The organism is Nocardioides sp. SLBN-35 (assembly GCF_006715725.1).
In the GTDB taxonomy this organism is placed as follows: Bacteria; Actinomycetota; Actinomycetes; order Propionibacteriales; family Nocardioidaceae; genus Nocardioides.
Map to the genome: position 1 here is coordinate 2859694 of NZ_VFNU01000001.1, position 24319 is coordinate 2884012.

Sequence of the window (24319 nt, forward strand, 5' to 3'; positions counted from 1 at the left end):
GGCAGGAACCGCAGGTCAAAGGGCCGAATTGCTGCGGTTTGGGACCAAACCGCAACAACTCGCCGGCCTGATCACTCGCTCGCGATCGCGTCCAGCACGTCCAGCCGGCTCGCCCGGACGGCGGGGATGACGGCAGCCAGCACGCCCACCACGATCGCCACGACGAGGAACCCGAGCAGCTGGCCGAGGGGCAGGCCGAGGCTGCTGAGGTCGTCGGAGAGCGAACGCTGGAGCAGGATGCCGATCAACAGGCCGAGGGCCATGCCGAGCACGGCGCCGAGGACGGCGATGGCGACCGACTCCAGGGTGATCATCCGGCGCAGCTTGGCGCGGCTCATGCCGACCGCACGGAGCAGGCCGATCTCGCGGGTGCGCTCGATGACGCTGAGGCCGAGGGTGTTGATGATGCCGATGACGGCGATCACGATGGCCAGGGTCAGCAGCCCGTAGATGATGTAGAGCAGCTGGTTGACCTGGTCGCGGATCTGGTCGGCGAAGCCCTCCTTGTCGAAGACGCCGACGATCGGGGCCGAGGCCGCGGCGGCGTCGACGGCGTCGCGGACCTTCGCCTTGTCGGCGCCGGGCTCGATGAGGACGCTGAGGGTCGAGTCCTGCCGCAGCACGCCGGCCGCCACCAGTTGGTCGAGCGGGACCGTGACCTCGGAGGTGGTGTCGGCGGACTCGACGATGCCCGCGACCTTCAGGTGCAGCGTGGTCCCGCCCTGGAAGCCGAGGTCGAGCCGGTCGCCGACCTTCAGGCCGAGCGAGCGGGCCAGCGAGCGGAAGAGCACTGCCTCGGCGCCGGTGGGCGACGCGACGCCGGAGACCACGTCCTGGTGGTAGATCCGCGCGAACTCCGCGTCGTTGCCGGCCACGCTCACCGTCTCGCCGTCGCGTGGTCCCGAGGCCACGTGAGCCGCCGTCCACTGCTGGCGGCTGACGACGGCGACGCCCGGCACCTTCGCGACCTCGTCGCCGATCGTCGTGGAGAACGGCAGGAAGTTCGAGTTCTGCACCAGCAGGTCGGCGGTGAACTGCTCGTCGACCACGTCGTCGACCGACGCGTTGAGCGAGGCGGCGAGGACGCCGATGGTGGAGACGAGGGCCAGGCCGATCATGAGGGCGGACGCGGTGGCACCGGTACGGCGCGGGTCGCGCAGCGCGTTCTCGCCGGCGAGGCGTCCGGTGGTGCCGAAGACCGCGCCGAACAGCGAACGGCACAGGGCGAGCACCGGCTTGCCGACGACCGGGCTGATCGCGGCGACGGTGAGGATCCAGATCACCGCGCCCACGCCGATCCATGCGGCGTCCGAGCCGGGAGCGCCGGCGACGCCGACCGCCGCGAAGCCGGCGCCGATCACGAGCAGCACCGCACCGATGAGGGTGCGACGACGCAGCGATCCCCGCTCCGGCACGGCGTCGGCCCGCATCGCCGCCACGGGCGCCACCTTCGCGCCGCGCCGGGCGGGCAGGTAGGCCGCCGCCATCGTCACGCCGACGCCGACAACATAGCTGGTGACCACCGCGCGCGGGGTGAGGTCGAGCGCAGCGCCGGCGATGTCGAGACCGAGGGAGCGGAACATGGCGGCCAGGCCTCGGGCGAGCAGGAGACCGAGCGCGATGCCGGCGGTCGTGGCCACCACGGCCAGCACGAACGCCTCCAGCAGCACCGAGCGGGTGACCTGGCCCCGGCCGGCACCGAGCGCACGGAGCAGGGCGAGCTCGCGAGTGCGCTGGGCCACGAGGATCGAGAAGGTGTTGACGATGATGAAGCCGCCCACGATCACGGCGATGATCGCGAACACCAGCAGGAAGGTGCTGATGATGCCGAGGAACGAGCCGACCGCGTCCTGCGACTCCTCGGCCACCTTGTCACCGGTGACCGCCTCGAAGCCGTCGGGCAGCACCGCCGAGGCCGCGGCCGCGAGCTGCTCCTGCGACACCCCGGCGGCCGCGGTGAGGCTGATCTGGTTGTAGACGTCCTTGCCGCCCAGGAACAGCGCCTGCGCCTCCTGGGTCGTGAAGACCAGCAGGGTCGCGCCCGCAGTACCGCCGCCGTTGAACTCCGCTGTGCCGACCAGCTCGGCGGTGCGCTCCAGGGTCCCGAACGGTGCGAGCAGCTTGACCTGGTCGCCGACCTCGTAGTCGCCCGCCTTCGCGGCGGCCTCGTCGAGCACGATCTCGCCCGGCCCGCCCGGCCAGCGACCGGAGGTGAGCAGCAGCGCTCGCTCCCCGTCCATGTTGGGGCCGTCGGTGTGGTTGAACGCGAGCGTCGGGGCACCGGTGCCCCCGACGAGGGTGCCGTCGCTGGCGAGCAGGCTCATGCCGAACCCGGCGACGTCGCCGTCGGCCCGCGCGACCTGCGGCAGCGCCTTCAGCCGGGCCACGTCGTCGGGCGTGAGGGCCTTGAGGGTCTGACCGGAGACCCCGCCGTCGAAGGACGCCGTGTCGGCCGCCCGGACGACGCCGTCGGGTGTCGAGCCGTGGATGATCCCGTCGAAGGTCGTCGAGAGCCCGTTGCTGAACACCAGCACGCCGGACAGGAACGCCACGCCGAGGATGATCGAGAGCCCGCTCATCACGAGCCGCACCTTGCGGGCGAACAGGTTGCGCAGGGTCAGGCGAAGCACGTCATCTTCTCCAGGATCGCCTCGCGGTCGGGCTCGCGGAGCTCGTCGACGACCCGGCCGTCGGCGAGGAACACGACGCGGTCGCAGTACGACGCCGCGACCGGGTCGTGGGTGACCATCACGATCGTCTGGTCGAACTCGTCGACGCTGCGGCGCAGGAAGCCGAGCACCTCCGCTCCCGAGGTGCTGTCGAGGTTGCCGGTCGGCTCGTCGGCGAACACGATCGCCGGCTTGCTGACCAGCGCCCGCGCGCAGGCGACCCGCTGCTGCTGGCCACCGGACATCTGGGAGGGCCGGTGTCCGAGGCGGTCGCGCAGCCCGATCGTGTCGACGACCGTGTCGAACCAGTCCTGGTCCGGCTTGCGGCCGGCCAGGCTGAGGGGGAGCAGGATGTTCTCGCGCGCGGTGAGGGTGGGCACCAGGTTGAAGGCCTGGAAGACGAAGCCGACCTTCTCGCGGCGCAGCGCGGTGAGGGCCTTGTCACGCAACCGGGACAGGGTGACATCGCCGATCTGGACCTCGCCGGAGGTGGGGGTGTCGAGGGCGGCCAGGCAGTGCATCAGCGTCGACTTGCCCGAGCCGGAGGGCCCCATGATCGCGGTGAACTCATGGGCGCCGATGTCGAGGGAGACCCCGTCGAGCGCGCGCACCTCGGAGTCACCCGAGCCGTAGCGCTTGTGGAGGTCGATCGCACGAGCCGCGACCGCGGCCGGGGAGGCGAGAGGGGTGTCGGCCGTCATGACACCACCTTGCCCGATGCAGCCGCGCGCCATCATCAGGAAACACCCCCAGACGCCCCTGAGCCTGCGGATCAGGGGCGGGCGGGCAGCAGCAGGCAGGAGTCGCCGAACTCGTGCCACAGGTAGCCGCCGTGGGTGGCGGCGGCGTAGGCCTGCTGGGCAAGAGCGGCCCCCGCGACGGCCTCGACCAGCAGCAGGTGGGAGGCGCCCGGGTCGTGCCAGCCGGTGACCAGGCCGTCGACGACTGCCGGCGGCCGGCCGGGCGTGACCACCCGGGTCGTCCAGCCTGCCGTCGCGGCCACGGTCGTCGGCGAGCCGGCGACCACGGCCGACTCCAGCGCCCGTGTCGCGGAGGTGCCGACGGCGACGACCCGGCGCCCGCGCGAGCGGACCAGGTTGACCAGGTCCGCCGTGGCCGCGGGTACGACGAACCGCTCGGCCTGGGGCGACTCCCCGGCCTCCTGCGAGGAGAGGCCGGTGTGCAGGGTCACCGGGGCGAGCAGGACTCCACGGGCGACCAGCCGGGTCACCAGGTCGGCGGTGAAGGGCCGCGCGGCGGAGGCCATCTCGGCGCTGCCCGGCACTCGCGCGAAGACGGTCTGGTAGTCGGAGAGCGGGTAGCGGTCGTCCAGGTAGCCATACGCGATCGCGCGCCCGTAGCGGTGGGCGGTGCGCGCCAGCGGGGCACCGGTCGGCACGGCCCGCCACAGCCGGTTGCCGACGCCGGTCGGCGAGGACCCGGCCGGCGGATACGGCTCCTGCAGCCGGAGGACGGTCCTCCCAGCGGCGATGCTGATCGTGTCGCCCGCCTGGGCGTCGAGGATGCTGCGGTCGGCGTCGGGCGCCCGACGCACCTCCACCACCCAGGTGTCGTCGTCGAGCGGCATCGCGAGATGGACCACGACGTCCCCGTGCCGCTCGGAGCGGCCGTCCAGGGCGCCGGCGACCGTGGCCGAGTCGTTGACCACGAGCAGGTCGCCGGCGGACAGGTGGTCGCCGATGCGGTCGAAGCGCGTGTGCGTGACGCCGGTGGCGCCGTCGGCGACGAGCAGGCGGACCCCGTCACGGGCGAGGCCGCGACGCTCGGCCGGGGCGCCGGCGTACGTCGTGCGCGGAGCCTCGAACCGGACGGCAGGGCTCTCGTCGAGTAGGCGCACGGCTCAGCCCCCTGCCGCGACGGGCACCGTGATGTCGGCGGCCCGGTACCGGCCGGACGGCGGCCGCTGCTCGAGGAGCGCCAGCAGGTGGGGGACGACGGTCTCCGGCAGCGGCCGGTCGGAGATGTCCTCGCCGGGGAACCACTCCTGGTGCATCCGGGTGCGCATGTCGCCGGGATCGACCGCGTAGGCACGGATCTCCGGGTTCTCGGCGGCGAAGGTCATCGTGAGGTGGTCCAGCGCGGCCTTGGAGGCGCCGTACAGGCCCCATCCCTCGTAGTGCTCCAGCGCGGCGTCCGAGGAGATCGACAGCAACGTGCCGCGCGAGGCGGCGAGCTCGCCGACGAGGAGGCCGGTGACCACGATCGGCGCGCCGACGTTGTGCCGCCAGACGTGCTGCAGGTCCTCCGGCCCGACCTCGGCGAGCGCGCGCCGCCGGGTGGTCCCGGACGCCGGCCCGAGGACCCCGGCGTTGTGGACCAGCAGGTCGAGCCGTCCGCGGGAGCGCACGGCCGCGACCAGCCGGTCCCGGTGTGCAGCGTCGGTCAGGTCGCCGGGGATCGCCGTGGCGCTGCCGGCCCAGGGGCGGGCCGCGGTCGCCAGCGCGTCGGCGTCGCGCCCGTCGGTGATCACGTGCCAGCCGGCTGCGACGAGACCGTCGGCCAGCGCCCGGCCGAGGCCCCGGCTGCCGCCGGTGACCAGTGCGACGTGGGTCATGGGAACTCCCTTGCTCGGTGGGTCGAGCCACCATCGTCGAACCTGAAGTTCACTTGAGGTCAAGGGTGATGTGCCAGAGTTGCCCCATGGCGAGCTTTGTGGGGGCGATCGACCAGGGCACGACGAGCACCCGGTTCATGGTGTTCGACCACGCCGGCACCGAGGTCGCCCGCCACCAGCTCGAGCACTCCCAGATCCTGCCGCGGGCCGGCTGGGTCGAGCACAACCCGATCGAGATCTGGGAGCGGACCTCCGCGGTCGTCCAGACCGCGCTCGCGAAGGCACGGCTGGGCGCCGAGGACCTGGCCGCCGTCGGCATCACCAACCAGCGCGAGACCACGATCGTGTGGGACCGCCGCACCGGACGCCCGCTGTCCAGCGCGATCGTGTGGCAGGACACCCGCACCGACGCGATCGCCGCCGCCCTCGACCGCGACGGTCGTGGCGACGTGATCCGGCACCGCGCCGGGCTGCCCCCGGCGACGTACTTCTCCGGCGGCAAGCTGCAGTGGATCCTCGAGAACGTGCCCGGCGCGCGGGAGGCGGCGGAGCGCGGCGACGCCCTGTTCGGCACGCCGGACACCTGGGTGCTGTGGAACCTCACGGGCGGCCCCGACGGCGGCGTGCACGTCACCGACGTCACCAACGCCGGCCGCACCATGCTGATGGACCTCGAGACCCTCGACTGGGACGACGAGCTGCTCGGCTTCTTCGGGGTCCCGCGCGCGATGCTGCCCGAGATCCGGGAGTCGTCGGCGACCACGCCGTACGGCGTCACGCGGGCCAACGGCCCCTTCGGTGGCGAGGTGCCGATCACGGGCATCCTCGGCGACCAGCAGGCGGCGACGGTCGGGCAGGTCTGCTTCGCGCCCGGCGAGGCCAAGAACACCTACGGCACGGGCAACTTCATGCTGCTCAACACCGGCACCGAGATCGTGCGGTCGAAGTCCGGACTGCTGACCACGCCGGCCTACAAGCTCGGTTCCGAGGCCTGCGTGTACGCGCTGGAGGGCTCGATCGCCGTCACCGGGTCGGCCGTGCAGTGGCTGCGCGACCAGCTCGGCATCATCAGCGGCGCCGCCGAGTCCGAGTCGCTGGCCCGCCAGGTCGAGGACAACGGCGGGGTCTACTTCGTGCCCGCGTTCTCGGGCCTGTTCGCGCCGTACTGGCGCTCGGATGCCCGCGGCGCGATCGTCGGACTGTCGCGGTTCAACACCAACGCCCACGTCGCGCGCGCCACGCTGGAGGCGATCTGCTACCAGTCGCGCGACGTGATCGAGGCGATGTCGGCCGACTCCGGCGTCGAGCTGGAGGTGCTCAAGGTGGACGGCGGGGTCACCCTCAACAGCCTGTGCATGCAGATCCAGGCCGACGTGCTCGGCGTACCCGTGTCCCGGCCGGTGGTACCCGAGACGACGGCCCTGGGTGCGGCGTACGCAGCCGGCCTCTCGGTCGGCTACTGGCGCGACACCGACGAGCTCCGGCAGAACTGGCGCGAGGACACCCGCTGGGAGCCCCAGTGGGACTCCGAACGCCGTGACGCCGGCTACGCGCAGTGGCAGAAGGCCGTGCAACGCACGCTCGACTGGGTGGAGGTGGCGGACCGGTGAAGCCCGCGGCCCTCTCGCCCCGCGCCCGCACCGCGGCTCTGAAGCGGCTGGCGAGCCAGCAGCTCGACGTCCTGGTCATCGGCGGCGGTGTCGTCGGCTCCGGTGCGGCGCTCGACGCCGCCACCCGGGGCCTGTCCGTCGGCCTGGTCGAGGCCCGCGACTTCGCGTCCGGTACTTCGAGCCGCAGCTCGAAGCTGGTCCACGGCGGCCTGCGCTACCTGGAGATGCTCGACTTCCGCCTGGTCGCCGAGGCCCTCAAGGAGCGCGGCCTGCTGATGCAGCGCCTCGCCCCCCACCTGGTGCGCCCGGTGCCCTTCCTCTACCCGCTCACCGGGCTGGGCTGGGAGCGCTGGTACGCCGGCACCGGGGTCGCGATGTACGACGCGATGTCCAAGGCCAGCGGCTACGGCGAGGGGATGCCGGTCCACAAGCACCTCACCCGCCGCGGCGCGCGCAAGGCGTTCCCCTCGCTGCGCAAGGACGCGCTGGTGGGCGCGATCCGCTACTACGACGCGCAGGTCGACGACGCCCGGCACACGATGTTCCTGGCGCGCACGGCCGCGACGTACGGCGCCGCGGTCGCCTCCCGCACCCGTGTCATCGGGCTGGTCAAGGAGAGCGAGCGGGTCGTCGGGGCGGAGGTGGTCGACCTCGAGACCGGCCACCGCTTCGAGATCCGCGCCTCCCAGGTCATCAACGCGACCGGCGTGTGGACCGACGAGACACAGGCGATGGCGCGCGAGCGGGGACAGTTCAAGGTGCGGGCCAGCAAGGGCATCCACCTGGTCGTGCCGCGCGACCGGATCCGCGGCGAGACCGGCCTGATCCTGCGCACCGAGAAGTCCGTGCTCTTCGTGATCCCGTGGAAGCGGCACTGGATCATCGGCACCACCGACACCGACTGGGAGCTGTCCAAGGACCACCCGGCGGCCAGCAGCAGCGACATCGACTACCTGCTCGAGCACGTCAACCGGGTGCTGGAGGTGCCACTGACCCGCGACGACGTCGAGGGCGTGTACGCCGGCCTGCGCCCGCTCCTCGCCGGCGAGTCGGAGGCGACGTCCAAGCTCTCCCGCGAGCACGCGGTCGCCCACAGCGTGCCGGGGCTGGTGGTGGTCGCGGGCGGCAAGTACACGACGTACCGGGTGATGGCCGCCGATGCGGTCGACGAGGCGGTGCACGGGCTGGAGACGGTGCTGGGCCGCAAGGCGGGGGAGTGCGTGACCGAGACGGTGCCGCTCGTCGGCGCCGACGGCTACCAGGCGCTGTGGAACCAGCGCCGGGCGCTGGCCACCCAGTCGGGGCTGGCGATCAACCGGATCGAGCACCTGCTGGAGCGCTACGGCTCCCTGGTCCTCGAGGTCCTCGACCTGATCGCCGCCGAGCCCGACCTCGGCGAGCCGCTGCCGGGCGCCGAGGACTACCTGATGGTCGAGGCGGTGTACGCCGTCACCCACGAGGGTGCCCGGCACCTCGACGACATCCTGACCCGGCGGCTGCGGGTGTCGTTCGAGACCTTCGACCGGGGCGCCGCGGCGGCGCCGTACGTCGCCGACCTGGTGCGGGGCCACCTGCACTGGGACTCCGACCAGCACACCCGCGAGCTGCAGCACTACCTCAAGCGGGTGGAGGCGGAGCGCGAGAGCCAGCGGCAGCCCGACGACCACACGGCCGACGCGGCGCGCAAGGGTGCGCCCGACGTCGTACCGGTGTCGCGGGTGGCCGAGTCGATCGAGACCATGGAGAGCTCCTGATGGACCTGCAGCTGACGGACCGGGTCTACCTGGTCACCGGTGGTACCCGCGGCCTGGGCCGCGCGACGGCCGAGGCGCTGGTCGCCGACGGCGCCCGGGTGGTTGTCTCGGGGCGGCACGCCGACTCCGTGGAGGCGACCGTCGCGGCGCTGGGCGGGCCCACCTGCGCGCTCGGCGTTGTCGCCGACAACGCCGACCCGGGGACGCCCACCCGGCTGATCGCGGCCGCCCACGATGCCTGGGGCCGCATCGACGGCGTACTGATCAGCGTCGGCGGCCCGCCGGCCGGGCTGATCACCCAGATGAGCGACGAGCAGTGGACCGATGCCTTCGGGTCGGTGTTCCTCGGCGCGGTCCGCCTGGCTCGCGAGGTCGGGGCCGTGCTCGGCGAGGGCGGCTCGATCGCGTTCGTGCTGTCCAGCAGCGTGCGCCAGCCGATCCTCGACCTGGCCATCTCCAACGGGCTGCGGCCGGGGCTGGCGATGGCCGCGAAGACCCTCGCCGACGAGCTCGGCCCGCGCGGCATCCGGGTCAACGGCCTGCTGCCGGGCCGGCTCGCCACCGAGCGGGTCGCCGAGCTGGACGCCGCCAGCGGCGACGCCGACGCCTCTCGTGAGCGCGCCTCGCAGCAGATCCCGCTGCGGCGCTACGGCCGGCCCGAGGAGTTCGGGCGGGTGGCGGCCTTCGTGCTGTCGCCGGGGGCGTCGTACGTCTCCGGGGTGATGCTGCCCGTCGACGGCGGGATGCTCCGCTCGCTCTGAGGCTGGGGCCTGCGGGAGAACGGGCCGCCGGAGCGGCGCTTGGTGCCGACCCGCTCGCCGCGCGGCCCGAGCTTGCGCTCGTCCCAGGCGAGGTAGCCGAAGCCGCCGACGGCGAGCACGCCGAAGAACCACCACTGCAGGCCGTAGAAGAAGTGCGGTCCCTCGCCGAGGTCGGGCAGCTCGACGGCGGCCAGCTCCTTGGCGGGCTTCGGGTCCTCGGACTTGAGCGCGACGAAGCCGGTGAAGACCGTGCGGTCGATGGCCCTGCCGATCGGGCCGCTGGCGATGGCGCGGGTGGAGTGGTCGTCGACGGCGGTGCTGCCGCCGGTGCCGTCGGCGCGGACCCAGCCGGTCACGGTGACCTCGCCGGACGGGGGTGCGGGGAGCTCGGCGCCCTTGATCACGGGGTTGTCGGTGCCGAACCAGCCGCGATCGACCAGGAGCGTCGTACCGTCGGCGGTGACGAGGGGAACCACGACCTCGACCCCCGGGTAGCCGTTGCGGGTGCGGTAGCGAACCACGACGGTGTCGTCGCGCACGTACTCCCCGGTCGCGGTGACCAGGCGCCACTCGTCCTCCTCGGCGACCTTGCGCCCGGGGGCGAGGACCTCGGCGACGTCGGCCGGGTCGCGCACCTCGTTGGCGCGCACGATCGCGTTCTGCTCCTTGCGGTCGTCGAGGCGCCCGAACTGCCACTCGCCCAGCCACCAGGTGGCCCAGCCCACCAGGATGATCGCGAGGAAGAACAGCACCCAGCGGCGACTGAGCAGGAATCGCCACGAGGACAGCCAGGAGAACACGGGACAACGGTAGCCATCGGGTCGGCGCGACCCGGCACCAGCCGGGAGCCAACCGGGGCGCCGCCTAGACTGGGGGTGTGCAGCCACTCATCGACCAGCACGGACGGACCGCGACGGACCTGCGGGTCTCGCTCACCGACCGCTGCAACCTGCGCTGCACCTACTGCATGCCGCCCGAGGGCCTCGACTGGATGCCGACCGACGAGCAGCTCACCGACGACGAGGTCGTCCGGCTGATCGGCGTCGCGGTCAGGGAGCTCGGCGTCGACGAGGTCCGGTTCACCGGCGGCGAGCCGCTGGTACGCCGTGGCCTGGTCGACATCGTGCGCCAGGTGCGCGCCCTCGACGCCGGTGTCGAGATGTCGATCACCACCAACGCCCTCGGCCTCGCGAAGACGGCGCAGGCGCTGGCCGACGCCGGCCTCAACCGGGCCAACGTCAGCCTCGACACGATCCGCAGCGACACCTTCCACGAGATCACCCGGCGCGACCGGTTCGCCGACGTGGTCGAGGGCCTCGCCGCCGCCGAGGCCGCGGGCCTGGGGCCGGTGAAGGTCAACGCGGTGCTGCTGCGCGGCGTCAACGACGACCAGGCCCCCGAGCTGCTGGCCTGGTGCCTCGAGCGTGGCTACCAGCTCCGCTTCATCGAGCAGATGCCCCTCGACGCCCAGCACGGCTGGGACCGGGACTCCATGGTGACCGCCGACGAGATCCTCGCCTCGCTGTCCTCCGCGTTCCGGCTCTCGCCGGCGTCCGAGCCGCGGGGGAGCGCCCCCGCCGAGCTGTTCCTGGTCGACGACGGCCCCGCGACCGTCGGTGTCATCGCCTCGGTCACCCGCCCGTTCTGCGGCGACTGCGACCGGGTCCGGCTCACCGCCGACGGCCAGGTCCGCAACTGCCTGTTCGCCCGCTCCGAGTCCGACCTGCGCCTGGCCATGCGGGCCGGCGCGAGCGACGAGGAGCTGGCCGCGCGGTGGCGCACGGCGATGTGGGGCAAGCTCCCCGGCCACGGCATCGACGACCCGACGTTCCTCCAGCCCGACCGCCCCATGTCCGCGATCGGTGGTTGAGTTTCCCCATCCTCACCGTTGAGTTGCCACTTTCTCCTCGTTGAGTTGCCCCTCCGGTCGAGTCACCATTTGGTCCAACGGCGGTTGTTGTACGACGGCGCCAGCGCGGCCTCGAGCCGGCGGATCCAGCGTGTGCGGGCGGTGCCGGTGAAGTCACCGCGCTTGACGACGATCACGGTCCAGCCGTGCTCGCGCAGCCAACGGCGGCGTTCGTCGTCGTACTCGCGCTGCTCCTCCAGCAGGTCGTGGAACTCCTCACCGTCGTACTCGACGCACACGCGTGCGGACGGGTAGGCGAAGTCGAGCCGGTAGGTCGGCACGCCGTCGATCTCGATCCACCACTGGGGCTCGGGCTTCGGCAGGCCCTCGTCCAGGATCTCGAGCAGTACCCACGCCTCGCGGTGCGACTCCACGCGTGGATCTACGAGGGCGACGAGCGGCCGGCACTGGACCACGCCCCTGCGGCGACGGAACCTCGCCGACTCACGCTGCAGATCTGCGTTGGTGAATCCGTTCAGGCGAGCGAGCAGGCACATCGCGGCGAACGCATCACGACGGTGGAGGTGGCAACCGAGGTCGAGGGCGGTCCGGATGGGTGAGGTGACCCGCAGGCCATCGACCTCGACGATGTCGCTCGGCACGAGGTCACGCTGCCGGCCGTTGAGCTCGCGTCGACGCGTGGCGTGACGACCACGCAGCGAGCACGTCTCCACAGCCGGTGTCACGTCCTTCTCCTCGATCGTGTGGACGTCGACCCCGTGGATCCACGCAGCGGTTCGGTCGACCACGATCTGACCTGCGGCGACGTGGCAGCGCAGCGCGTGCACGCGCAGGGCGACCGAGTCGGGGATGTCGACCCGGCGATAGGTGCCGGACCCGACGCGGACGAGGAGACCCATCGCAACGCCACGCCAGATCTGTCGTCGGGTCAGGCCGTGCTCGGCCGCCTCGTCGAGGTGGATTGGTTCAGTCGGGAAGTCGTCGATGACCATCCGACGACGGTTGCTGATCCGGAGGCTGTACGGAACGTCCCACCCGCGGCCTGTGGATGGGGCTGGCGACGGGTCCCCCTGTGGATGAAGAACGGCGCTATCGGCAACTCAAGGGCGAGGATGCGGCAACTCAACGGGGAGGATGCGGCAACTCAACGGTGGGGGACGGTCTCCTTCAGGAACCCACGGGCTCCGAGGAACGCCTCGAGCGACTCGCGGTGGCCGTCACAGGCGAGCCAGATCTTGCGGCGATCGGGCGTGTGCAGCTTGGGGTTGTTCCACAGCAGCTGCCACACGGCCGGCTCACGACAGCCCTTGGCCGAGCAGAGTTCAGGCTCCATGCCCACCCTGCTCGAGCTGGCGCTGCGCGTCGCCACCGCCGGTGAGCGGCAGCTCGCTGCTCCGGCTGTCCTCCGCGTTGGCCATCACCACGGCGACGTAGGGCAGGATGATCGCGCCCGCGATCAGGATCGGCCACAGCCAGTGGATGCCGGCGGCGCCGCTGATCGCCGCACCTATGAAGCACAGGGTCCGGATCGTCATCGCGATGACGTACTTCCTCTGCCGCCGCGCAAGGTCCTCCTGCGCGCTGGAGCCGGCCGTGGTGATCCGGATGGCGTCCATGGCCTCAGCCTACGCCGGTACGCCGCTGAGTAGGCTGGCGGCATGTCGAACCGCACCTACCGCGTCAGCGAGATCGTCGGCACGTCCCCCGACGGCATCGACCAGGCCGTCCGCAACGGCATCGAGCGAGCCAGTCAGACCCTGCGCCACCTCGACTGGTTCGAGGTCACCCAGGTGCGCGGCCAGATCAAGGACGGCGCCGTCGAGCACTTCCAGGTCACCATGAAGATCGGGTTCCGGCTCGAGGACGACGAGTAGCCGAGGAGGAGCCGACGGGTGACCTTGTAGGGGTCCTACAAGGGACCGGACCGAACTTGGTGCCTGCCGCCCGTGAGGTCGGCAGGCCCGCGGCACTAGCGTCACAGAGCGTGAGCCAACCACGTTCCGTCCTCGTCACCGGAGGCAACCGCGGCATCGGCCGCGCGATCGCCGAGGCCTTCATCGCCGCGGGCGACAAGGTCGCCGTCACCACCCGGAGCGGAGGTGCTCCCGAGGGCGCGCTCGAGCTCAAGGCCGACATCACCGACGCCGCTGCGGTCGAGGCGGCCTTCGCCGCCGCCGAGGAGGCGCACGGCCCGATCGAGGTGCTGGTCGCCAACGCCGGCATCACCAAGGACACGCTCCTGCTGCGCATGTCCGAGGACGACTGGTCCTCGGTCATCGACACGAACCTCACGGCCTCCTTCCGCCTGGCCAAGCGCGCCGCCAAGGGCATGCTGCGGCAGAAGAAGGGCCGGATCATCTTCATCTCCAGCGTGGTGGGCCTGCTCGGCTCGCCGGGTCAGGTCAACTACGCCGCCTCCAAGGCCGGCCTGGTCGGCATGGCGCGCTCCCTGGCGCGTGAGCTCGGGCCGCGCTCGATCACGGCGAACGTCGTGGCGCCCGGGTACGTCGACACCGACATGACCGCGGTGCTGACCGACGAGCAGAAGGAAGGGATCCGCAACCAGGTCCCGCTGGGTCGGTACGCCGACCCGACCGAGATCGCCGGGGCGGTGCTGTTCCTTGCCAGCCCCGAGGCGGCGTACGTGACCGGCGCGGTGATCCCCGTGGACGGCGGACTGGGAATGGGGCACTGACAATGACCGGAATCCTCGCAGGCAAGAACATCCTCGTCGCGGGTGTCACCCTCGACACCTCGATCGGCTTCGCGGTCGCGAAGTTCGCTCAGGAGCAGGGCGCGACCGTGCTCGTCTCCAACTTCGGCCAGGCGCTGCGGATCACCCGCCGCATCGTCAAGCGGCTCCCCGAGCTGCCCGCCGTCATCGAGCTCGACGTCACCGACGCCGAGCACCTGGCCGCCCTCCCGGACGCGGTCCGCGAGGCGCTCGGCCCGGACGCCAAGCTCGACGGCGTCGTCCACTCGATCGCCTACGGCAACCCCGAGACGCTGCTCGGCGGCAAGTTCCTCGAGGGCCCCTGGGAGGACGTCGCGCAGGCCGTCCAGGTCTCGGCGTACTCCCTCAAGTCCCTCGCCGTCGCCTGCCGCCCGCTGATGAGCGAGGGCGGCTCGGTCGTCGGGCTCACCTTCGACGCCAGCGTCGCGTGGCCGGTCTACGACTGGATGGGCGTCGCGAAGGCGGGCCTGGAGTCGTGCGCCCGCTACCTCGCCCGCGACCTCGGCGGCGACGGCATCCGGGTCAACCTGGTCTCCGCCGGCCCGCTGCGCACCCTCGCGGCCAAGGCGATCCCGGGCTTCGAGGACCTCGAGTCGATGTGGTCGACCAAGTCGCCGCTCGGCTGGGACAACACCGACCAGGAGCCGACCGCCAAGGCCGTCTGCGCGCTGCTGTCGGACCTCTTCCCGGCCACGACCGGCGAGATCGTCCACGTCGACGGCGGCTTCCACGCGATGGGCGCCTGACGACCTATCCGGTACGACGCGCCCACCGTTGCGCAGCGACGGTGAGCAGCGCCCACACCACGACGACGATCCCGACCTCCTCGAGCACGTACCACGGCCACGGGCCGAGGAGGTCGAGGATCGACGTGCCCGGCTTGCGCACCAGGTAGCCGTAGTTCGTGTCGGCCACCACGTTGAAGGCGTACGTCGCCACGGCCCACCCCAGCGTCACCGCGACCGCTGCGCGGTAGTCACGCCACCGGGGCGCCTTGCGCAGCCCCACCACCAGGTAGACCGCCGACCACACGATCAGCAGGTGCAGCGCCCAGAACGCGAAGTACCGCGGGTGCGGGAAGTCCTCGTTGAGCGAGGGCGTGACGACCCCCTGGATGGTCAGGGTCAGGCCCCAGAAGTAGGTGAGCGTCACCGCCAGCGGCCGGTGCGTCCACAGCGCCCACGTCGCCGCGATCCACGCCAGGTCGCACAGGTGCAGCGGCAGTGTCACGTCGAGGTCGAAGTTCACCAGCAGGTCGACCAGCTGCAGCGGCACCGTGGCCAGGGGAATGAGCACCGCGAGGGTCCGGCTGAACCGGCTCGGTCCGTCGTGCGACGCATCGCGCCGTCCCCGCAGCACGGCCACCACCAGCCCCACGGCGAACACCGCCAGCGGCACCAGATGGGTGATTCCGTAGGGCGTCACGGGGACTACGATGCCCGGGTGGAGAAGCAACGGCTGCTCGTCGTCGTCCGACACGCCAAGGCCGAGCAGTTCGCCGCCTCCGACGTCGAACGCGTGCTGAGCGAGCGGGGCCGAGATGACGGCCGCGCCCTGGGGAAGTGGCTGGCCGGCGCCGGGGTCGTGCCTGACGTCGCCTACGTGTCGTACGCCGCCCGCACCCGCGAGACCTGGGACGTCCTGGCCAGCGGCGCCGGCTGGGACCTCGCCCCCCAGATCGACGGCGCCCTCTACGGCACCGACGAGGCCGGCGTCCTGGAGCTGGTGCACAGCACCCCCGACGACGCGTCGACGGTGATCGTGGTCGGCCACAACCCGACGATGGCCATGCTGGTGCAGCTCCTCGACGACGGTGAGGGCCAGGCGTCGGGCGCGATCGAGCTGGGCAGCTTCCCGACGAGTGCGGCCGCGGTCTTCGCCGTCGACGGCACGTGGGACGACGTGGTGCCGGTCGGGTGCCGGTTGCTCGCGTTCCAGGTGGGGCGGGGCTGAGCAAGGCGGCGTGAGCCGGCTCTTGGCACGGGGGCGGTGCGTCTCGTGAGGGACTCACGGTGTTGGTTTGGCTCGCTTCGCTCGCATGTCGCGCCGCCTTTGGCGCCGTTTCTTCCTCCCCCGCTCGCTCGTTCCTCGCTCGCTCCTCCGTGCAGAAACGGCGGGCGGCGCGACGAGCTCCAGACGGATGCCACGCGTGTGTGCACCACACTCGGCTGAGTGTCTTTCGTCGGGCGCCCCGCGTTGCCTGGACGGAGCGGAGCGAGCGCCAGCGAGCGCAGCGGAGGAAGGCGACGCGCAAAAGGGCGGCCGACATGCCGGAGCGAAGCGACGGCCAAAATCACACCGGCGGTGCCGGCGTGACGATGCCCGCCGCCGCGTCGGCCGCCTCGATCTCCTCGCGGGTGATGCCGAGCAGGTACATGATCGCGTCGAGGTACGGCACGTTGAGGGCCGTGTCCGCGGCCTCCCGGACGACAGGGCGGGCGTTGTAGGCGATGCCCAGGCCCGCGGCGGCGAGCATGTCGAGGTCGTTGGCGCCGTCGCCGATGGCGATGGTGGCGTCCTCGGGTATGCCGAGGTCGGCGGCGAACTCCCGCAGCGCGCTGGCCTTCCCGGCCCGGTCCACGACCTCGCCGACGACCTCGCCGGTGAGCTTGCCGTCGACGATCTCGAGGGTGTTGGCGCGGGCCCGGTGGATGCCGAGGTCCTCGGCGAGGCGGTCGGTGATCTGGCTGAAGCCGCCGGAGACGATGGCGAAGCGGTAGCCGAGGCGGCGCAGGGTGCGCACCATGGTGCGGGCGCCGGGGTTGACGACGATGGCGTCGTAGACGGCGTCGAGGACGGACTCGTCGAGACCGGCGAGCAGCTTCACCCGGGCCCGCAGCGACTGCTCGAAGTCGAGCTCGCCGCGCATCGCCCGTTCGGTGACGTCGGCGACCTCCGCGCCGAAGCCGGCGTGCTCGGCGAGCATCTCGATCACCTCGCCCTGGATCAGGGTCGAGTCGACGTCCATCACGATCAGCCGCACGCCGTGGCGCAGCAGGTTGGCGGGCTGGACGGCCACGTCGATGCGGTGGGCGGCCGCGTCGACGGCCAGCAGCTGCCGCAGCCGGTCGGGGCGCGCGCCGGAGACGTCGAGCTCGAGAGCGGTGACGGGGTAGCGCGCCATCCGCTCGATCCGGTCGATGTTGCCGCCGCAGTCGGCGATCCGGCCGGCGATGGCGGCCATGGCCGAGGCCTTGAGCGGCGCACCGATGACGGTGACGTGCGCCCGGTCCTGGTGGCGGGAGCGGTTGTCGCCCGAGCCCTTCTCGATCTCGACCGTCATGCCGAGCGCCTCGACCGTCGCCTCCAGCTGCCGGCGCAGCTTCTTGCGGTCGCGCGGCGCGGTCACCAGGACGCCGAGGACGAGCCGGCCGCGCATCAGGATCTGCTCGAGGTCGACGACACTCACGCCGGAGCCGGCGAGGCTCTCCAGCACCGTGGAGGTGACGCCGGGCCGGTCGGCTCCGGTGACGGTGATCAGGAGGGTGTCGTCCGCTGCATCGTGAGGGCTCATCGCGGGGTGCAGGCTACCGCTGCGCGGCCCCGGCTCACGCCGGTGGCCAGCCGTCGGGCGAGCAGGCCGCCGTCAGCGCGTGCCTGGCGGCTCGCTCGAGCGGCTCGAGCGCGGCCCGGCGGATGCCCGCCTCGCCCGCCGACAGCGCCCCTCCGTCGTCGCGCAGCGCGAGCTCCACGACCGCCTCGAGGTGCAACGCCCGGCCGGCGAGGTCGATGCAGCGGGGCGGCGTACCGGCCGGAGCCAGCACGGGTACGGCGGTGCGCAGGTCGTGCAGCTCGTCGGCGACCAGCGGCTGCCATCGGGCGACGTCGAGATCGGCGAGCAGGTTGGCCGCCGTGAGGAGGACCGCGCGCAGCTGCCGGTCGGCGTCGCCGAGGTCGGGCGGCGGCCGGCGCTCGGCGGGCAGCACTGTCCACTCGACGGCGCGTCCGACCTGTCGCGGGACCAGGCCCGTGCCGGGCAGGAGCACCACCTCGCCGGCCTCGACGGCTGCTGTCGTGAGCTCCCGCGGCCCCCGCAGCCCGGCCGGATCGCCCGGTGCCGGGAACGCTGCAGCGACCCCGTCGGCCCCGGCGTTGCGGGCGGCGGCGAGCTCGAGCAGCAGCGAGGACGGTCCGTCGGAGGTGCTCACGACGTGGGTCACGTCGTCGCCGTGGACGGCGTCGAGGACCTCGTCGGGGCCGACCCGTCCGCGCAGCCAGGCGGTTCCCCACCACGCCAGCCGGGCCGAGACGGGGAGTGCGCTCACCCGGCGACCCTACTGCCCGCGGACTCGTTAAGGTGGCTCGCATGTCCGCCGTGCTGGAGCTCGCCGAGGTGTCCGTGCGTCGTGGCCGGGCGACCCTGCTCGACCGTGTCAGCTGGGTGGTCCGTGAGGGCGAGCGGTGGGTCGTGCTCGGCGCGAACGGAGCGGGGAAGACCACCCTGATGCAGATCGCCGCGGCACAGCTGCACCCGACCGCGGGCGCGGTGGGCCTGCTGGGCGAGCTGCTCGGCACCGTCGACATCTTCGAGCTGCGCCCCCGGATCGGTGTCTCCAGCGCCGCCGTCGCCGAGCAGATCCCGCGCAACGAGACCGTGCGCGACCTGGTGCTCACCGCGTCGTACGCCGTGCTGGGCCGCTGGAACGAGGCGTACGACGCCGTCGACCACGACCGCGCCGACGCGCTGCTGCGCGAGGTCGGCGTCGCCGGGCTCGCCGACCGCACCTACGGCACCCTCAGCGAGGGCGAGCGCAAACGGGTCCAGATCGCCCGGGCCCTGATGACCGACCCCGAGCTGCTGCTGCTCGACGAGCCGGCGGCCGGGCTCGACCTCGGCGGCCGCGAGGACCTCGTGTCCACCCTCTCGGTCCTCGCCTACGACCCCCTCTCGCCCGCGACGGTGCTGGTCTCGCACCACGTCGAGGAGATCCCGCCGGGGTTCACCCACGTCCTCATGCTCCGCGGCGGCCAGGTGGTCGCGGAGGGCCCGATCGAGGAGACGATGACGGCCGAGGCGCTCTCGGCCACCTTCGGCATGCCCCTGGTACTCGAGAACCACGACGGGCGCTACGCGGCCCGCCGCAAGCAGCACCACCGCGGGTGACGTAGAGGGCTCTCAACTAGAGTCGTGGCATGGACTGGCTGCGGGACCACCTGTGGGAGACCTGGCTGGGCGTCGGGATCGCACTGGCCCTGGCCGAGCTGCTCAGCCTGGACCTGTTCCTGCTCATGCTCGCCGGCGGCGCCGTCGCCGGATCGCTGACCGCACTGGTCACCGACAACGTCGTCGTCACGGTCCTGGTCGCCTCGGCCGCCGCGGTGGCCCTGCTCGCCGGGGTCCGGCCGCAGCTGGTACGCCGGCTGCACGGCGGTCCGGACCTCGTGCTCGGGCCGGCCAGCCTGGTCGGCAGCCGGGGGATCGTCACGGAGCCGGTCGCCGAGCACCGACCGGGCAGGGTGAAGATCGGCGGCGAGTCCTGGCTCGCCGTCGCCGAGCCCCCGGAGGGCAGTCTGGCCGTCGGTGAGGCGGTGGAGGTCGTCTCCATCGTCGGCGCCACCGCCCACGTCCGTCCCGTGTCCGACCCCCAGATCGAGGAGCCCCGATGATCGTCCTGGTCCTGCTCGCCCTGCTGCTCCTGCTGGTGATCACCGTGGTCGCGAAGTCGATCCGAGTGATCCCGCAGGCCTACACCGGCATCGTGGAGCGCTTCGGCAAGTACAAGGAGACCCTGCCGGCCGGCCTCAACTTCGTGCTGCCGTTCGTCGACAAGGTGCACTACGTCATCGACCTGCGTGAGCAGGTCGTGAGCTTCCCGCCGCAGTCGGCGATCACCGAGGACAACCTCACCGTCGACATCGACACCGTCATCTACTTCCAGGTGACCGACCCGATCGCGGCGACGTACGAGATCTCCAACTACATCCAGGCCATCGAGCAGCTCACCATGACCACGCTGCGCAACGTCGTCGGCGGCATGGACCTCGAGCAGACCCTGACCAGCCGCGAGTCCATCAACAGCGGGCTGTCCGCCGTTCTCGACGAGACGACCGGGCGGTGGGGCATCAAGGTCAAGCGCGTGGAGATCAAGGGCATCGAGCCGCCGCCGTCGATCAAGGACGCGATGGAGAAGCAGATGCGCGCCGAGCGCGACAAGCGCGCCCTCGTCCTGACCGCCGAGGGTGCTCGTCAGTCCGCCATTCTCACGGCCGAGGGCAACAAGCAGTCCGCGATCCTCAACGCCGAGGGCGAGCGGGAGTCCCAGATCCTGCGGGCCCAGGCCGAGCGCGAGGCGCAGATCCTGCGCGCCCAGGGTGAGGGCCAGGCCATCCAGACCGTCTTCCAGGCTATCCACGACGGGCGGCCGGACCAGTCGCTGCTGGCCTACCAGTACCTCCAGATGATGCCGAAGATCGCCGAGGGCGACGCCAACAAGGTGTGGGTGATCCCCTCGGAGATCACCAAGGCCCTCGAGGGTCTCGGCTCCTCGATCCACGAGATCGCCGGCATCCCGAAGTCCACCCCGGGTCCGGCGAAGCGGGTCGACATGGGCCCGACCGAGCTCGAGCTGCCCGACACCGGCACCAGCGCTGCCGTCCAGGAGGCGATCGCCGAGGCCGAGAGCGCGGCCCACCCGGGCCAGAAGGACCCCTCCGCGGAGTGACCCTCCTCGAGATCGCGGCGGTCCTGCTCGCCGGGGTCGGCGCCGGCACGATCAACGCCGTGGTCGGCTCGGGCACGCTGATCACCTTCCCGACCCTGCTCGCCCTCGGCGTCCCGCCGGTCACCGCCAACATGTCCAACAGCCTGGGCCTGGTGCCCGGCTCGATCGCGGGCGCCGTGGGCTACCGCCGCGAGCTGGTCGGGCAGCGCGACCGGATCCTGCGCCTGCTGGCGTTCTCGACCGCGGGCGGCGTGCTCGGCGCCGTGCTGCTGCTGGTGCTGCCGCCGGGGGCGTTCAAGGCCGCCGTTCCGGTGCTGATCCTGCTCGGCATCGTCCTCGTCGTCGTGCAACCGCGGCTGTCGAAGGCGGTCGCTGCCCGTGCCGAGCACCGCGAGGAGGGCGCCGTCGAGCGGTCCTGGTGGGTGCCGCTGGCCGTGTTCGGCACCGGCGTGTACGGCGGCTACTTCGGCGCGGCGCAGGGCGTGCTGCTGATGGGGGTGCTCGGGATCGGCATCTCCGAGTCGCTGCAACGCCTCAACGGTGTCAAGAACGTGCTCGTCGCCGTCGTCAACGGGGTCGCGGGGCTGGTGTTCGTCGGCGTGGCCGAGCTGGGCCTGTTCGGCAGCGAGGCGAAGGTCGACTGGCTGCTCGTGCTGCTCGTCGGCGTCGGCGCGGTCTGCGGCGGCCTGCTCGGCTCCGCGATCGGCCGCAGGCTGCCGCCGATCGTGCTGCGTGCCGTGATCGTGGTCGTCGGCCTGGTGGCCGTGGCCAACCTGCTGTGGTGAGCCTGGGCTGGTGAGCCTGGGCTGGTGAGCCTGGGCTGGTGAGCCTGGGCTGGTGAGCCTGGGCTGGTGAGCCGGTCCGGGTGAGTCCGGTCAGGCGGCCTTGGCCCGGCCGCGGCCGCGGACCAGGGCGAGCACGCCCGAGCCGACCGCACCGGCCGCCGCGCCGATCAGCATCCCGCTGGCCAGCTTGGAGACGTTCTTCTGACCGAGCTCGATCACGCCGTTGGCGAGGTCGGCTCCGTCGACGGCGATGCCGACGGCGGTGAGGTTGCGGCGCAGCGCACCCCGGGACACCAGCGTCACCGCGCCGAGAGCGATCTCGCGGGCACCGAACATCCGGCCCATGTAGTCGAGCTGCGGGTTCGCGGCCGGGTCGAGGCCGAGCACGCGGGCGGTGGTCGAGGGCGCGGCGAGTGCGCCGACGCCGATGGCGATGCGACCCAGGGAGAGTCCGGTCACGGGGTCGAGCTGGAATGCGGCCATGGGGAGACCCTAGTGGCCCGGCTCGTGGGCGCGTGGGATCCTTCCGCCATGACGACTCCGCCGCCCGAGAACGACCCGTACCAGCCCTACGGCCAGCCCTCGGGTCAGTACGGCCAGCCCTACGGGCAGCCGGCGCAGCCGTACGGCCAGCCGGTGGCGCCCTACGGCTACCCGCCGACCCCGACCACCAACGGCCTGGCCATCGCCTCGCTCGTCGTCAGCATCATCTCGCTCACCGCCTGCCTCGGGGCGACCGGCATCGTCGGCGCGATCCTCGGCCACATCGCCAAGGGCCAGATCCGGCAGCGCAACGACCAGGGCGGGGGCCTGGCGACGGCCGGCATCATCATCGGCTGGATCGGCTTCGCGCTCTTCCTGCTCGGCGTCGCCGCGGTGATCGTGCTCGGGGTGTGGGCCGAGAGCAGTGTCGACGACTGCTACACCCACTCCGACGGCGTCTACCGCTGCAGCTGAATGTAGGCGCGCAGCCAGCGCTCGATCTCGTCGTACGCCCGCGCCCGCGGCCCGCTGCGCGAGAGCACCACGTCGTGCACCGCGCCGGGCACGGCGGCGTAGGTGACGTGCCGGCCGACGGCGACCGACCAGCGCCGGATCTGCTCGACGTCGAGCACGATGTCGGTGGAGAAGACGTCCTCGTCCATCCCGGCCGGCTGACCGGTGCGGTCGGAGGAGAGCACCAGCACCGGCGCGGGTACGTCGAGCCCGGCCTGGAGGCGGGCGTGGCCCTGCCGCACGGCGCGCAGCCAGCCGAAGCGCACCGGGAAGGACTCGACCGGCTTCCAGGTGAGGTCGAAGTCCCACTCGCCCTCGTGGTCGCGGTGCAGGCTGCGGCCGTAGTAGCCGCTGACGTCGCGCGGCAGCTCCCGCATCGGGCGTCGCCGGCCGGCCTCCTCGATCATCCGGTTCGCGACGGGGGAGCGCAGCCAGGCCTTGCCCTGCAGGTCGAGCCACGGCGAGTTGAGCAGCAGGCCGGCCAGCTCGGGCGGCCGGCGCTCGTCGGCCCACAGCGCCACGACCAGCCCGCCGGTGGAGTGGCCCGACAGCACGACCTGCCGGTGCCCGTCGCGCACGGTGATCCGCTCCCAGGCGGCGTCCAGCTCGGCGAAGTAGTCGGTCAGGTCCGCGACGTAGGTCGCCGACTGGTGCGGTCGCAGGGATCGCCCGTACTTGCGCAGGTCGAGCGCGTACATCGCGTGCCCGTGCGCGAGCCACCACTCGCCGTACTCGGTGTGGAAGAAGTAGTCGGAGAACCCGTGCACGTGCAGGGTGGCCGGACCGTCGGGCTCCGCGGCCGGGCGGCTGACCAGGGTCGCGACGACCTCGCCTTCGAAGTCGTCCTCGAGCGCGATGGTCTCCGCCGTCCACGGCTCACCCAGGATGTCGACGTCCCTCGTGTCGGTCACGGCGAAAGTCTAGGGAAGAGCTGATCGATGGCGCCGTCGCGAGCGTCACGAGGCGCGCGCGATGGCAAGGCGCAGGCGCGAAGCCATGCTGGGCGCACGTCGAGCGTCTGCAACGCCGCCAGCGTGCGTGCGTCGCGACGCGTAGCAGGCGGGATCGATCAGCTCTTCCCTAGGGAAGAGGTCGACGGCGGGGGTCCGTCTCCTACGCTGTGCCGAATGGAGGAGGGCGTCAGCTGGGCCCGGTTGCGCGAGCGGTTGCTCGCCCGCGGCCGGATGCCCGCGCTCCCGGACGGCTGGCGGCACCAGTCGGCGATGCTGGCCGCCCACGGCCACGCGTACGGCGGCGACTTCATCGTGGCCGACCTGCAGGTCGCTGCCGGGCGGCTGCGGACGGTCCTGGTCGACGTGTGCGGCGGTGGCGAGGCGGCGGTGCCGGCAGCCCTGCAGTTCGCCGGGGCGCTGGAGAGCCTGATCCCGGTGGTACCGGGCGAGGAGCTGCTGCTGGACGCGAACGCCTTCCTGCTGCGCCAGCCCTCGGACGAGGCGATCGCGACCGCGGTCCAGCTCGACCTCGACCTGGCCACCGGGCACTACCTGATCCGCAGCGCGGGGCACCCGCCCGCCCTCGTCTGGTCGGCGAACGAGCAGCGGTGGCGCATCGACAACGCCCGCGGGACCGCGCTCGGTGTCAGCGAGCTGCCGGAGATCGTCGAGAGCGGCGGCGTCCTCGGGACAGGGGACGCGCTGATGTTCTACACCGACGGCGTGGTCGAGTCGTGCTCGGCGGACATCGACGAAGGGATCGCCTGGCTGCAGGAGACCGCCCGCACGTCGTACCTCGGCGGCTGGGAGGGCGCGGCACAGCGGATCGTGGACCTGGTCGAGCGCGGCGACGACGACCGGGCGGTGCTGGTGCTGGCCCGGCGCTGACGCCGGGGCCCGGATGGAATATAGTTGACATGTCATCTGTTGAGCCGGGTGACTGACCACCA

At 72.2% G+C, this 24319-nt stretch carries 27 protein-coding genes; 14 read left to right on the forward strand and 13 right to left on the reverse strand.

Going from position 1 to position 24319, the window contains the following annotated elements; translation table 11 throughout:
- Positions 1-71 precede the first annotated feature (71 nt).
- From FBY23_RS13850 to FBY23_RS13865, 4 genes are all read right to left on the reverse strand, one after another.
- The gene (locus tag FBY23_RS13850; protein WP_141798671.1) at positions 72-2630 is read right to left on the reverse strand and encodes an ABC transporter permease; all 2559 of its coding nucleotides are present in this window, start codon (positions 2628-2630) and stop codon (positions 72-74) included.
- Entirely contained in the window at positions 2618-3370 is a 753-nt protein-coding gene (locus FBY23_RS13855; RefSeq protein ID WP_141798672.1) for an ABC transporter ATP-binding protein, read from the reverse strand. Before FBY23_RS13855 ends, FBY23_RS13850 begins: the two co-directional genes overlap by 13 nt.
- Before the next feature lie 71 nt (positions 3371-3441).
- Entirely contained in the window at positions 3442-4527 is a 1086-nt protein-coding gene (locus FBY23_RS13860) for an S-adenosylmethionine:tRNA ribosyltransferase-isomerase (RefSeq protein WP_141798673.1), read from the reverse strand.
- A 3-nt stretch (positions 4528-4530) separates the two neighbouring features.
- The gene (locus FBY23_RS13865) at positions 4531-5244 is read right to left on the reverse strand and encodes an SDR family oxidoreductase (RefSeq protein WP_141798674.1); all 714 of its coding nucleotides are present in this window, start codon (positions 5242-5244) and stop codon (positions 4531-4533) included.
- Positions 5245-5330: 86 nt separating this feature from the next.
- Here FBY23_RS13865 and glpK point away from each other — a divergent pair, with 86 nt between their 5' ends.
- Genes glpK through FBY23_RS13880 form a run of 3 tightly spaced genes read left to right on the forward strand, consistent with a single transcriptional unit; the run spans position 5331 to position 9369 of the window.
- The gene (gene glpK, locus FBY23_RS13870) at positions 5331-6854 is read left to right on the forward strand and encodes a glycerol kinase GlpK (RefSeq protein WP_141798675.1); all 1524 of its coding nucleotides are present in this window, start codon (positions 5331-5333) and stop codon (positions 6852-6854) included.
- Positions 6851-8608 carry a glycerol-3-phosphate dehydrogenase/oxidase gene (locus FBY23_RS13875; RefSeq protein ID WP_141798676.1) on the forward strand — a complete coding sequence of 586 codons (1758 nt, stop codon included), beginning with the start codon at positions 6851-6853 and terminating at the stop codon, positions 8606-8608. The genes glpK and FBY23_RS13875 overlap by 4 nt, the downstream gene beginning before the upstream one ends.
- Complete coding sequence (locus tag FBY23_RS13880; RefSeq protein ID WP_141798677.1) at positions 8608-9369, forward strand: SDR family oxidoreductase; 762 nt, start codon at positions 8608-8610, stop codon at positions 9367-9369. The genes FBY23_RS13875 and FBY23_RS13880 overlap by 1 nt, the downstream gene beginning before the upstream one ends.
- Here FBY23_RS13880 and FBY23_RS13885 read toward each other — a convergent pair.
- Positions 9255-10169 (reverse strand): SURF1 family protein, encoded by a 915-nt coding sequence (locus tag FBY23_RS13885; protein ID WP_260805959.1) that lies wholly within the window; start codon positions 10167-10169, stop codon positions 9255-9257. The two genes, FBY23_RS13880 and FBY23_RS13885, sit on opposite strands and share 115 nt — an antisense overlap.
- A 77-nt stretch (positions 10170-10246) precedes the next feature.
- Between FBY23_RS13885 and moaA the strand changes: the two genes are divergently transcribed.
- Positions 10247-11239 (forward strand): GTP 3',8-cyclase MoaA, encoded by a 993-nt coding sequence (moaA, locus tag FBY23_RS13890; protein WP_141798678.1) that lies wholly within the window; start codon positions 10247-10249, stop codon positions 11237-11239.
- Between the two features lie 62 nt (positions 11240-11301).
- On the opposite strand, the gene FBY23_RS13895 is transcribed toward moaA, so the two are convergent.
- The 3 genes from FBY23_RS13895 to FBY23_RS13905 all read right to left on the reverse strand — a co-directional run bounded on the left by FBY23_RS13895 (position 11302) and on the right by FBY23_RS13905 (position 12855).
- On the reverse strand, positions 11302-12231 hold the full coding sequence (locus FBY23_RS13895; protein WP_141798679.1) for a DUF559 domain-containing protein: 930 nt from the start codon (positions 12229-12231) through the stop codon (positions 11302-11304).
- A gap of 152 nt (positions 12232-12383) precedes the next feature.
- The gene (locus FBY23_RS13900; RefSeq protein ID WP_141798680.1) at positions 12384-12572 is read right to left on the reverse strand and encodes an acetone carboxylase; all 189 of its coding nucleotides are present in this window, start codon (positions 12570-12572) and stop codon (positions 12384-12386) included.
- The gene (locus FBY23_RS13905; RefSeq protein ID WP_141798681.1) at positions 12562-12855 is read right to left on the reverse strand and encodes a DUF3099 domain-containing protein; all 294 of its coding nucleotides are present in this window, start codon (positions 12853-12855) and stop codon (positions 12562-12564) included. Before FBY23_RS13905 ends, FBY23_RS13900 begins: the two co-directional genes overlap by 11 nt.
- Before the next feature lie 42 nt (positions 12856-12897).
- Here FBY23_RS13905 and FBY23_RS13910 point away from each other — a divergent pair, with 42 nt between their 5' ends.
- The 3 genes from FBY23_RS13910 to fabI all read left to right on the forward strand — a co-directional run bounded on the left by FBY23_RS13910 (position 12898) and on the right by fabI (position 14719).
- The gene (locus FBY23_RS13910; RefSeq protein WP_141798682.1) at positions 12898-13113 is read left to right on the forward strand and encodes a dodecin; all 216 of its coding nucleotides are present in this window, start codon (positions 12898-12900) and stop codon (positions 13111-13113) included.
- Positions 13114-13223: 110 nt separating this feature from the next.
- Positions 13224-13934, forward strand: a complete 711-nt coding sequence (gene fabG, locus FBY23_RS13915; RefSeq protein ID WP_141798683.1) for a 3-oxoacyl-ACP reductase FabG — start codon at positions 13224-13226, stop codon at positions 13932-13934.
- Between the two features lie 2 nt (positions 13935-13936).
- Entirely contained in the window at positions 13937-14719 is a 783-nt protein-coding gene (gene fabI / locus FBY23_RS13920) for an enoyl-ACP reductase FabI (RefSeq protein ID WP_141798684.1), read from the forward strand.
- Positions 14720-14723: 4 nt separating this feature from the next.
- On the opposite strand, the gene FBY23_RS13925 is transcribed toward fabI, so the two are convergent.
- A complete protein-coding gene (locus FBY23_RS13925) occupies positions 14724-15398 on the reverse strand; it encodes a TIGR02206 family membrane protein (protein ID WP_222117819.1) in 675 nt (224 codons plus the stop codon).
- An 18-nt stretch (positions 15399-15416) separates the two neighbouring features.
- On the opposite strand from FBY23_RS13925, the gene FBY23_RS13930 reads away from it, so the two are divergent.
- Positions 15417-15926: a histidine phosphatase family protein gene (locus FBY23_RS13930; protein WP_260805960.1), complete on the forward strand. Its 510-nt coding sequence runs from the start codon at positions 15417-15419 to the stop codon at positions 15924-15926.
- A 340-nt stretch (positions 15927-16266) separates the two neighbouring features.
- On the opposite strand, the gene serB is transcribed toward FBY23_RS13930, so the two are convergent.
- Together serB and FBY23_RS13940 are read right to left on the reverse strand one after the other, a co-directional pair.
- Complete coding sequence (gene serB / locus FBY23_RS13935) at positions 16267-17487, reverse strand: phosphoserine phosphatase SerB (protein ID WP_141798686.1); 1221 nt, start codon at positions 17485-17487, stop codon at positions 16267-16269.
- Positions 17488-17521: 34 nt separating this feature from the next.
- Entirely contained in the window at positions 17522-18238 is a 717-nt protein-coding gene (locus tag FBY23_RS13940; RefSeq protein WP_141798687.1) for a hypothetical protein, read from the reverse strand.
- Positions 18239-18279: 41 nt separating this feature from the next.
- On the opposite strand from FBY23_RS13940, the gene FBY23_RS13945 reads away from it, so the two are divergent.
- Genes FBY23_RS13945 through FBY23_RS13960 form a run of 4 tightly spaced genes read left to right on the forward strand, consistent with a single transcriptional unit; the run spans position 18280 to position 21420 of the window.
- On the forward strand, positions 18280-19077 hold the full coding sequence (locus FBY23_RS13945) for an ABC transporter ATP-binding protein (protein ID WP_141798688.1): 798 nt from the start codon (positions 18280-18282) through the stop codon (positions 19075-19077).
- A gap of 29 nt (positions 19078-19106) precedes the next feature.
- Positions 19107-19580, forward strand: a complete 474-nt coding sequence (locus tag FBY23_RS13950; RefSeq protein WP_141798689.1) for an NfeD family protein — start codon at positions 19107-19109, stop codon at positions 19578-19580.
- The gene (locus FBY23_RS13955; RefSeq protein WP_141798690.1) at positions 19577-20635 is read left to right on the forward strand and encodes an SPFH domain-containing protein; all 1059 of its coding nucleotides are present in this window, start codon (positions 19577-19579) and stop codon (positions 20633-20635) included. The genes FBY23_RS13950 and FBY23_RS13955 overlap by 4 nt, the downstream gene beginning before the upstream one ends.
- Positions 20632-21420: a sulfite exporter TauE/SafE family protein gene (locus FBY23_RS13960; protein ID WP_141798691.1), complete on the forward strand. Its 789-nt coding sequence runs from the start codon at positions 20632-20634 to the stop codon at positions 21418-21420. Before FBY23_RS13955 ends, FBY23_RS13960 begins: the two co-directional genes overlap by 4 nt.
- A gap of 90 nt (positions 21421-21510) precedes the next feature.
- Here the strand turns inward: FBY23_RS13960 and FBY23_RS13965 are convergent, their stop codons facing one another.
- The gene (locus FBY23_RS13965; protein WP_141798692.1) at positions 21511-21903 is read right to left on the reverse strand and encodes a hypothetical protein; all 393 of its coding nucleotides are present in this window, start codon (positions 21901-21903) and stop codon (positions 21511-21513) included.
- A 48-nt stretch (positions 21904-21951) separates the two neighbouring features.
- Here FBY23_RS13965 and FBY23_RS13970 point away from each other — a divergent pair, with 48 nt between their 5' ends.
- Positions 21952-22377 carry a DUF4190 domain-containing protein gene (locus FBY23_RS13970; RefSeq protein ID WP_141798693.1) on the forward strand — a complete coding sequence of 142 codons (426 nt, stop codon included), beginning with the start codon at positions 21952-21954 and terminating at the stop codon, positions 22375-22377.
- On the opposite strand, the gene FBY23_RS13975 is transcribed toward FBY23_RS13970, so the two are convergent.
- Positions 22362-23327: an alpha/beta hydrolase gene (locus FBY23_RS13975; protein ID WP_141798694.1), complete on the reverse strand. Its 966-nt coding sequence runs from the start codon at positions 23325-23327 to the stop codon at positions 22362-22364. The two genes, FBY23_RS13970 and FBY23_RS13975, sit on opposite strands and share 16 nt — an antisense overlap.
- 216 nt (positions 23328-23543) lie before the next feature.
- Here FBY23_RS13975 and FBY23_RS13980 point away from each other — a divergent pair, with 216 nt between their 5' ends.
- The gene (locus FBY23_RS13980; RefSeq protein ID WP_160158237.1) at positions 23544-24257 is read left to right on the forward strand and encodes a PP2C family protein-serine/threonine phosphatase; all 714 of its coding nucleotides are present in this window, start codon (positions 23544-23546) and stop codon (positions 24255-24257) included.
- Positions 24258-24319 lie beyond the last annotated feature (62 nt).